General features: G+C 61.4%; 8 protein-coding genes. 3 read left to right on the top strand and 5 right to left on the bottom strand.

What is annotated here, in order from left to right; all coding sequences use genetic code 11:
* The 5 genes from HMPREF0372_RS19830 to HMPREF0372_RS13660 form a co-directional block, all read right to left on the bottom strand.
* Positions 1–444, bottom strand: a 444-nt coding sequence (locus tag HMPREF0372_RS19830; RefSeq protein WP_007493588.1) for a hypothetical protein, incomplete at its 3' end; no start/stop codon positions are given.
* A gap of 45 nt (positions 445–489) precedes the next feature.
* Complete coding sequence (locus HMPREF0372_RS19360) at positions 490–990, bottom strand: hypothetical protein (RefSeq protein WP_007493586.1); 501 nt, start codon at positions 988–990, stop codon at positions 490–492.
* Positions 991–992: 2 nt separating this feature from the next.
* A complete protein-coding gene (locus HMPREF0372_RS18820) occupies positions 993–1,454 on the bottom strand; it encodes a helix-turn-helix transcriptional regulator (RefSeq protein WP_007493584.1) in 462 nt (153 codons plus the stop codon).
* A gap of 126 nt (positions 1,455–1,580) precedes the next feature.
* Positions 1,581–3,176: an ABC-F family ATP-binding cassette domain-containing protein gene (locus tag HMPREF0372_RS13665; protein ID WP_007493582.1), complete on the bottom strand. Its 1,596-nt coding sequence runs from the start codon at positions 3,174–3,176 to the stop codon at positions 1,581–1,583.
* A gap of 192 nt (positions 3,177–3,368) precedes the next feature.
* On the bottom strand, positions 3,369–5,549 hold the full coding sequence (locus HMPREF0372_RS13660) for a bifunctional metallophosphatase/5'-nucleotidase (protein WP_007493579.1): 2,181 nt from the start codon (positions 5,547–5,549) through the stop codon (positions 3,369–3,371).
* 229 nt (positions 5,550–5,778) lie between these two features.
* Here HMPREF0372_RS13660 and HMPREF0372_RS13655 point away from each other — a divergent pair, with 229 nt between their 5' ends.
* The 3 genes from HMPREF0372_RS13655 to HMPREF0372_RS13645 all read left to right on the top strand — a co-directional run bounded on the left by HMPREF0372_RS13655 (position 5,779) and on the right by HMPREF0372_RS13645 (position 8,732).
* Positions 5,779–6,345 (top strand): DNA-3-methyladenine glycosylase I, encoded by a 567-nt coding sequence (locus tag HMPREF0372_RS13655; protein WP_039997589.1) that lies wholly within the window; start codon positions 5,779–5,781, stop codon positions 6,343–6,345.
* Between the two features lie 86 nt (positions 6,346–6,431).
* A complete protein-coding gene (locus tag HMPREF0372_RS13650) occupies positions 6,432–7,850 on the top strand; it encodes an aspartate ammonia-lyase (RefSeq protein WP_007493575.1) in 1,419 nt (472 codons plus the stop codon).
* A 69-nt stretch (positions 7,851–7,919) separates the two neighbouring features.
* Positions 7,920–8,732 carry a putative RNA methyltransferase gene (locus HMPREF0372_RS13645; RefSeq protein ID WP_007493573.1) on the top strand — a complete coding sequence of 271 codons (813 nt, stop codon included), beginning with the start codon at positions 7,920–7,922 and terminating at the stop codon, positions 8,730–8,732.
* Positions 8,733–9,024 lie beyond the last annotated feature (292 nt).

Here is a 9,024-nt window from a genome sequence, read left to right as displayed (position 1 = left end):
CAAACTAAAGTGCGAAAAAATCTTGACACGACCTTTTGCTGCTGGATACTGCTTATTATAGTCAGAAGTGATCGCTGCTTTAGGTGTAAAATCTTTGTTATATGTAAAAGACATTACATCTATATTCCCATCGCTTATACATTCAGCATCATAGTAAAGGAGATTATCACTAAGATTTCTTCCCTCCAACCTTGCAGAAATTACTATAGGGTTGCCATCTAATATCATATCAATTGTTATGCAACCGTTTTGAGTAATTATCTTAGCAGGCACATCGTGCTCAATTTCGGATTTTTCTAAAATATTTGTGCCATATTCATTTACGCCAGAAGCATGGTAAACCTGTGCATGAGCAACAGATATATTATCATTATCATTGGAATAGGCCGAAGCGGTTGTAAATATCATTATGAGAGCTAATAGCAAAGAGATTACTTTTTTCATTATTATTCCCCTCCTTTAAGATTTACACAATTCCATAAATAAATATTAATAATAAACATATCCCAATACTTCGACTGTTCTGCTTGTATTATTGCGCACAGTAAAATAGTAGTTTCCGGTTTCGTTAACTCGGATTGTGGTATGAATGCTTCCGTTGCTTCCACTGGTAAAACGGAAGGTGCCGTCCGGGGTAATCAGACCAAAGTCAAGATCAGCGGTTCGGGGGGAGTATGTACAGTTAATAGTCACAAGTTCATCCGCCTCCAGCGTGTAGGCTGTATCCATCGCTGCAACTTCCCCGGCAGATAAACTCCATTCAATCCGATTGGTGGCCCGTGTTGTGCTTCTCAGGCCAACATCGGAAACAGCGGCAGGATCAAGCATATCACAGAAAAGATCCTCATATTCAATCACCCCGGTCTCTATTGGACTCTCGGCAGACGATAAACATAGGGCACTACTTTCTGCGGCCATGGCCGGAGGTATATCTCCGCAACTTATAAAGAGTACACAGGCTGTCGCTATGGAAACAATTACTTTTTTCACAGCTAATTTCCTCCTTCCGATGTTGTGTGCCAAGTTACTGCATCGGGCTCAATCCTTTCTCCGTCCAAATCCTCAATATCCACAATAGTCCGCTCTGCGGGGTCCGTGGGGGCGGGCCTAAGCTGGTTCTGGTACAGGGCGGCCAGCAGTCCGGCCGCAACCACGGCGGCCAGAGCACCACCCAGCACTTTGGTCAGGAGTTGGTAGCGAGCCGGCTTTGTCACCTTTTTGTGTGACGTCGTTTCCGCTTCCAGAGAATCCGCGGGCTGGGCTCCGCCCACCAACTCATGCACCGGCACGTCAAACAGCCTGCTCAGGGCCAGCAGATTCTTCATGGTGGGGATGTCTGTCCCCACCTCCCAGCGGGACACCGCCTGGCGGGAGACACCCAGGGCCTCGGCCAACTCCTGCTGGGACAGCCCCTTTTTCCTGCGCAGGGCGGGCAGCGTTTCCTTCAATTCCATATCTGTTCACCTCACATGATAAAGCAGTCCAACGAAAAAAGAAACCGCAAGCGGGTTGCATTTTGGCAATTATCGCTTGCGGTTTGCGCAGATATTATGGTCTTGCCACGGCATGGCCCGTGGGGCTCAGTCGGCCTTCTGGCTCTCCAGGTACTCGTCGTAGGTCATCTTGCGGTCAATGAGCTTGCCGTCGGAGGTGAAGTCGAACACCCGGTTGGCCACGGTCTGCACCAGCTGGTGGTCGTGAGAGGCGAAGAGCACGTTGCACTTGACGGCCTCCAGGCCGTTGTTCAGGGCGGCGATGGACTCCAGATCCAGGTGGTTGGTGGGCTGGTCCAGCAGCAGCACGTTGGCGCCGGAGAGCATCATCCGGGAGAGCATGCACCGCACCTTCTCGCCGCCGGAGAGCACCTTGACGGGCTTGTAAACCTCGTCGCCGGAGAAGAGCATCCGGCCCAAAAAGCCCCGCAGATAAGCCTCGTGGGGGTCGGAGGACCACTGGCGCAGCCACTCCACCAGATTGTCGTCGCAGTCCTTGAAGAACTTGGTGTTGTCCTTGGGAAAGTAGGAGAAGGTGGCGGTCTGGCCCCACTTGACGGTGCCCTCGTCGGGCTCGAGCTCGCCGGTGAGGATCTGGAACAGGGCGGTCTGGGCGTTCTCGTTGTCGCCCACGAAGGCGATCTTGTCCCCGTGGCCCACGATGAAGCTCACCTTGTCCAGCACCTTCACCCCGTCGATGGTCTTGCTGACGTCGGTGACGAAGAGGATGTCCTTGCCCACCTCCCGGTCGGGAGAGAAGGCCACCCAGGGGTAGCGGCGGGAGGAGGCGGGGATCTCCTCCAGGGTGATCTTCTCCAGCAGCTTGCGCCGGGCGGTGGCCTGCTTGCTCTTGGACTTGTTGGCGGAGAAGCGGGAGATGAACTCCTTGAGCTCCTGGGCCTTCTCCTCGTTCTTCTTGTTCTGGTTCTTCATCAGGTTCTGCATGAGCTGGGAGGCGTCGTACCAGAAGTCGTAGTTGCCCACGTACATCTTGATCTTGTTGTAGTCGATGTCCACGATGTGGGTGCAGATGGTGTTGAGGAAGTGGCGGTCGTGGCTGACCACAATCACCGTGCCCTCAAAGTCCAGCAGGAAGTCCTCCAGCCAGTTCACCGCGTTGATGTCCAGGTTGTTGGTGGGCTCGTCCAGCAGCAGGATGTCCGGATTGCCGAACAGGGCCTGGGCCAGCAGCACCTTCACCTTCAGCCGGGCGTCCAGGGTGGCCATGCCGTTGGAATGGAACTCGGTGCCCACGCCCAGGCCCTGGAGGATGCGGCTGGCGTCGCTCTCGGCCTCCCAGCCGCCCAGCTCGGCGTACTCCTCCTCCAGCTCGCAGGCGCGGATGCCGTCGGCCTCGGTCATCTCCTCCTTGGCATAGAGGGCCTCCTTCTCCTTGCCGATGTCGTAGAGGCGCTGGTTGCCCATGATGACGGTGTCCATGACGTTGTAGGCGTTGTAGGCGTTCTGATCCTGCTTGAGCACCGACATGCGGGTCTTGGGCAGGATGGAGACCTCGCCGGAGGTGGGCTCCAGCTCGCCGGAGAGGATTTTCAGGAAGGTGGATTTACCCGCGCCGTTGGCGCCGATGATGCCGTAGCAGTTGCCCTTGGTGAACTGGAGATCCACGTGGGAAAAGAGGGGCTGGCCGCTGTAGGCCAGGCCCAGGTCGGAAACTGTAATCATGTCGTACTCCTTTTTATGCGAAAATCATCATACGGAGCGGATTATATCACAGATTGCTCAAAGGGGCCAGAGAAAAATTGGACAAGACGGCCGTATGAAGGGAATGGATCGTTCAAAGCTCTGGCGGAGTCCGGTAAAATACGCAAGGAAAGGGCCGCGCCCCAGGCGCGGCCCTTTGCTGACGGAAAGCGGTTACGCGGCGGTGATGGCCAAAACGCCCTCCACCAGGGCGGACTCCGCGCCCAGCTGGGCGAGGAAGCCTTCGGCCAGATAGTAGTTGCCGTTGACGAGTACGGCGGGCTGGCTCACCGCAGTGCCGTCCACGGTGAGAGTCAGGCTGACGGCCTCGCCGGTGGGGGCGGAGCCGGGCATGGCCAGGGCCTCGCCCTCGTAGGCGGAGCCGGTGGCGACGGCCACGCTGCCGTCCCACGTCACATTGAACTGGGCGCCGGTGCCCTTCAGGGCAAAGGCGAGGTCGCGCAGGCGGTAGTAGGTATTCCCCTGGGCGTCGAAAGCCGTGGCCACGTCTTTGGCCGCGCCGTTTACGGTCACGGTGAGGGTCTCGGCCTTCGCCTTGGCCTGGGCCACCAGGGAATCATAGTCGGACAGGTTGTAGCTCTCGGCGTAGGGGGTGTCCAGCAGGCCGGCGTTGATGTAGCCCACCAGCTCCGCCCGGCGGGGGTCGTCCTCGCTCAGATCCACGCCCACGATCTTCCAGTTGTGGTCCACCTCGGGGGCCACGGGGGAGTGCTCGGCAAAGTAGGTCACGATCATATCCCGGATGGAGTTGGAGGACTCCCACTCCTTGGTGCCGGAGATGATGTTCTGGGCCTTCAGGGCGGAGGAGTAGCGGTAATTATTCACCGCCAGGGTCAGCTCCTGGTCATCCTGGAGGGGCGCGCCGTGGAACATGACGTTCTGGATGCGCTGGCCCTTGGGCTGGGACAGGTCGATCTCATAGTCCACGCCGGCAAACATATCGTAGAGGTAGTCGGGGTACTCGGGGTCGAAGGAGATATTGATATCCCCCTCCTGCCACTGGTTGTAGCACTCGGCGGACCACTCCATGTAAGCCTTGAGCTCCGCGCCGGTGACGCTCACCCGGTAAAGGGTGTTGTCAAACTTGTAGATGTCGAAGATGTTGCCGTAGTTGATGTCGCCCTTGGGCAGATCGCTGGTACCCTTGAAGAGGGCGGCGGCGGAGACGTCGGCGCCGGAGTTCTCCAGCTGGACGGTGTTGATCAGATCCATGACGGCGGTATCCATCACCCGGCCGGCGGGGATGCCGCGGATCTCGTTCTCAGGCTGGAAGCGGGCGGTAGTGCTTCCCAGGGACGCGCCGCCCTCGCCATCGTCGCCGGAGCCGCCGCCGTTGATGTAGTCGATGGTCTTCTGATGGGCCTCGGCCACCAGGGGGATCTCCCGGAGCTCCTGGCTGGGGGTCACGCCGGTCATATCCACAATCTCCACCGAGCTGTCAATGATCTGATTGTCGGCGTCCAGGGTCAGATCAAAGCGGGCGATGTCCCGGCCGCCGTTGCGCACGCCGCCGATGACGGTGGAGCCCTGCTTCTCGTTGACCACCACGTGGTTGTGGGCCACCTGGAGCACGTCGATCTCCGGGTTGTCGTCCAGAATCTTCTGGGCGGAGTCGGAGCCGCCCTCCTCGTCAAATTCGGCGTACATGCCCATGTGGGCGGACACCATGATTACGTCGGCCTGGTCGCCGATCTCGTCGATGGCCTTGCCGACGGCCACGTTGGCGGCCTCATAGACGGCGTCGTCAATGCCGTCCTTGCCGCTGTCCCAGATGGGGACATCCGGGGTGACCACGCCGATGACGGCCAGCTTCACGCCGCCCCGCTCCACAATCGTCCAGCCCGCGCCGGTGACCGGCTCGCCCTGGGCGCCGGTGACGTTGGCGGCCAGAACCGGGAAGCTGGCCTGTCCCAGAATGGCCTGCATGGTGGGGATGCCCCAGTTGAACTCGTGGTTGCCCAGGGTCATGGCGTCATAGCCCATGTAGTTCATGGCGGTGACGACCGGATGGGGCTCCTCCGGGGTCTTGTTATACAGATCGTCGGTCATGATGGTGCCCTGGATGTCGTCGCCGGCGTCGACGAGGAAGGTGTTGGGGTTCTCGGCCCGCACTTGCTGGATGTAGGTGTAGAGCCTGGCCATGCCGTTGTTGTCGGTCTCCGCGTTGTCTTCGTAGGAATAGCCCCAGATATTTCCGTGCATGTCTGAGGTGCCCAGGATGGTGATGTGCTTCTCGCCCTCTGCCTCAGCCGCAAAGGCGGCGGGCAGCAGGGATGCCAGCAGAGCTGCCGACGCCAGCAGGGAGAGCAGATGTCTTCCGCGGTGCTTTTTCATACGAGAGGGGTCCTCCTGATTTTATATTTGCCAGGCCATGTCCCCTGGCTGGTATCTTAATGGTAACACGGTCCGCCTGGCAAGTCACCTGATTTTTTCTTTATTTACAAAATTTTTTCTCAGCAATGACTTTGCCGGCGGGTTTCCATTTTCCCATTTCTATGCTATAGTGCAGATGATATCGCGTTTCCCGGCCCAACCGGGCGGGAAAGGAGAGGAGAGAGCTGACATGGGAGAGGGCGCGCGCTGTCCCTGGGCAAAAACGGAGCATGAGATTTTGTACCACGACACGGAGTGGTGCCGGCCCTGCCGGGACGACCGGGCGCTGTTCGAGCTGCTGGAGCTGGAGGGCTTTCAGGCCGGGCTGAGCTGGAAGCTGATTCTGGAGCGGCGGGCGGCCCTGCGGGCGGCCTTCGCGGATTTTGAGCCGGCGGCGCTGGCCGGGTGGGGGGAGGACGAGGTGGAGGCCGCTCTGGCCGCCCCCGGCGTCATCAAAAACAGGAGCAAGGCCCGCTGCGCCGTCACCAATGCCCGGGCCTTTCTGGCCGTGGCGGAGGAGTGGGGCAGCTTTGCCCGCTACCTCTGGCACTGGGTGGACGGCGTGCCGGTGGACCACCGGCTGGAGCGGCCGGAGGACATGCCCGCCGAGGACGACCTGTCCCGCCGGGTGAGCGCCGACCTGAAAAAGCGGGGCTTCCGCTTTGTGGGGCCGGTGATTGTCTACTCCTACCTCCAGGGGGCGGGGCTCATCAACGACCATCTGGTGACCTGCCCAGGGCACGGAGAGGGACTATAATTTGCAGGATTGCTTGCAAAATAAAACGGATGGTGCTATGATGTCCCTATAAAATGAAGGACTGCTTGCGAGGAGGCACCTGTACCATGAGCATCCAATACCGCTCCGAGCACGACTCCGTGGGGGAGAGGTCTGTCCCCAAGGACGTCTACTACGGCGTCCAGTCCCTGCGGGCGGCGGAGAACTTCCCCATCACCGGGCTGGCCGTACATCCGGAGCAGATCAACTCCATCGCGGAGATCAAGAAGGCCTCCGCCATCACCAACCTGGAGATCGGCCTGCTGGACAAGCGGGTGGCCGACGCCATCGTGCGGGCCTGCGATGAGATTGCGGCGGGCCGGCTCCACGAGGCGTTCATCGTGGACCCCATCCAGGGCGGCGCGGGCACCAGCCTGAACATGAACGCCAACGAGGTCATCGCCAACCGGGCCATCGAGCTGCTGGGCGGGGAGAAGGGGGACTACGCCCTGGTCAACCCCAACGACCACGTCAACTACGGCCAGTCCACCAACGATGTGTTCCCCTCGGCGGGCAAGCTGGCGGTGCTCAAGCTGCTGGTGCGGGCCCAGATCCAGCTCGAGCGGCTCTCTGAGGCCCTGGAGGCCAAGGCGGAGGAGTTTGACGACGTGCTCAAGATGGGCCGCACGCAGATGCAGGATGCGGTGCCCATCCGTCTGGGGCAGGAGTTCCGGGCCTACAGCCGGGCGGTGCGCCGGGACATCGCCCGCTTCGAGCGGGCCAAGGACGAGATGCGCCGCCTCAACATGGGGGGTACCGCCATCGGCACCGGCATCAACGCCGACGAGCGGTATCTGCGCCGCATCATCCCCAACCTGTCCAAGGTCACCGGGCTTGAGCTGGTGCAGGCCTTCGACCTCATCGATGCCACCCAGAACCTGGACGGGCTCGTGGCCGTGTCCGGCGCGGTCAAGACCTGCGCCGTCAACCTGTCCAAGATGTCCAACGACCTGCGGCTCATGTCCTCCGGCCCCCGCTGCGGCTTCAGCGAGATCAACCTGCCGCCCCGGCAGAACGGCTCCTCCATCATGCCGGGGAAGGTCAACCCCGTCATCCCCGAGGTGGTCAGCCAGGTGGCCTTCAACATCATCGGAAACGACGTCACCGTCACCATGGCCGCCGAGGCGGGCCAGCTGGAGCTCAACGCCTTCGAGCCCATCATCTTCTACAACCTGATCCAGAGCGTGGAGACCCTGACCTACGCGGTACATACCTTTGTGGACAACTGCGTCACCGGCATCACCGCCAACCGGGAGCGGTGCCGGGACATGGTGGAGCACAGCGTGGGCATCATCACCGCCCTGTGCCCCCACGTGGGCTATGAGAAGGCCGCCGAGGTGGCCAAGCGGGCCATCGAGACCGGCGCGCCGGTGCGGCGGCTCATTCTGGAGGAGGGCCTGCTGGACGAGGCGGCCCTGGACAAAATTCTGGACCCCTACTCCATGACGGAGCCCGGCATCTCCGGCAAGGAGCTGCTGGAGGGGTGAACGGCCGGGGCCCCCGCCCGTGCGGGGGCCCAATTTCCTGTCATACCTTCCACAAAGGAGAGAGGTTCTGTGGAAAAGTCTCTGTTTACCTGCCCCATCTGCGCCGCCCCCCTGGAGCGGGGGGAGCGGGCCTATGCCTGCCCCAACGGCCACGCCTACGACAGGGCCAGAGAGGGGTATGTCCACCTGCTGCCCGCCAACAAAAAGCACTCCAAGGCCCCCGGCGACGACAAGGGCATGGCGGAGGCCCGCCGCCGGTTTCTCTCCGGGGGATACTACGGCCACCTGCTGGCCGCCCTGTGCGCCCTGGGGGCGGAGTACGCCCCGCCGGGGGAGGCAGTGCTGGACTCGGGCTGCGGCGAGGGGTACTACACCGCTGGACTGTGGGAGGCCCTGGGCCGCCCGCCCCTGGCGGGAATCGACCTGTCCAAGCCGTCGGTGCGCCTGGCCGCCCGGCGGGTGCCGGAGGGGGAGTTCGCCGTGGCCTCCGCCTACCATCTGCCTCTGGCGGACGCCTCGGTGGGGCTGGTGCTCAACTGCTTCTCCCCCCTGGCCCTGGACGAGTTCCGGCGGGTGCTCCGCCCCGGCGGGGCCTTCCTCTATGTGGTGCCCGCCGCCGACCACCTGTGGGAGCTCAAGCAGGTGCTCTACGACCAGCCCTACCGCAACAAGGAGGAGGACATCCCCTACGAGGGCTTTTCCTACGAGCGGGTGGAGCCGGTGGAGGCGGTGGTGGACGTGGCGGGGGAGGCGCTGCGCGACCTGTTCCAGATGACCCCCTATTACTGGAAGACCCCCAGGGAGGGGGCGGAGCGGCTGGCCGCCCTGGACGGCCTGCGGGTGCGGGCCTCCTTCCGCGTCCATGTGTTCCGGCGCAGGTAGGGACCGGACACTGGCTGGGCTTTATGGCCGCCCGACCCGTTCCGTAGGGGCCGACGCCCCAGGGCGGCTTCTCTTGCCCATATCGGCCCGCCTTATGCCGGGCTGGCGCGCCTTCCATGGGAACCCTTTTTGACACCTGCTTTCTTGTCAAGCCTCCGGCGGGCCCCTTTCTGAGCGGCCAGAAAGGGGCGAAAGAGCCGGTTGGGAAGGGGGGATTTCGATTTCCCCCCTTCCCAACGCCCATCCCCCTTGAAACGACCAAGAAGGGGGAATTGCGATTCCCCCTTCTTGG

Origin of the sequence: Flavonifractor plautii ATCC 29863 (assembly GCF_000239295.1) — a bacterium.
GTDB lineage: Bacteria > Bacillota > Clostridia > Oscillospirales > Oscillospiraceae > Flavonifractor > Flavonifractor plautii.
This window is presented reverse-complemented; position numbering and strand designations above follow the sequence as displayed.

What these genes read in the sequence shown, in the direction of transcription:
- HMPREF0372_RS18820 (WP_007493584.1), bottom strand. Translation starts at nt 1,454, where the DNA reads ATGGAATTGAAGGAAACGCTGCCCGCCCTGCGCAGGAAAAAGGGGCTG.
- HMPREF0372_RS13665 (WP_007493582.1), bottom strand. Translation starts at nt 3,176, where the DNA reads ATGATTACAGTTTCCGACCTGGGCCTGGCCTACAGCGGCCAGCCCCTC.
- HMPREF0372_RS13660 (WP_007493579.1), bottom strand. Translation starts at nt 5,549, where the DNA reads ATGAAAAAGCACCGCGGAAGACATCTGCTCTCCCTGCTGGCGTCGGCA.
- HMPREF0372_RS13655 (WP_039997589.1), top strand. Translation starts at nt 5,779, where the DNA reads ATGGGAGAGGGCGCGCGCTGTCCCTGGGCAAAAACGGAGCATGAGATT.
- HMPREF0372_RS13650 (WP_007493575.1), top strand. Translation starts at nt 6,432, where the DNA reads ATGAGCATCCAATACCGCTCCGAGCACGACTCCGTGGGGGAGAGGTCT.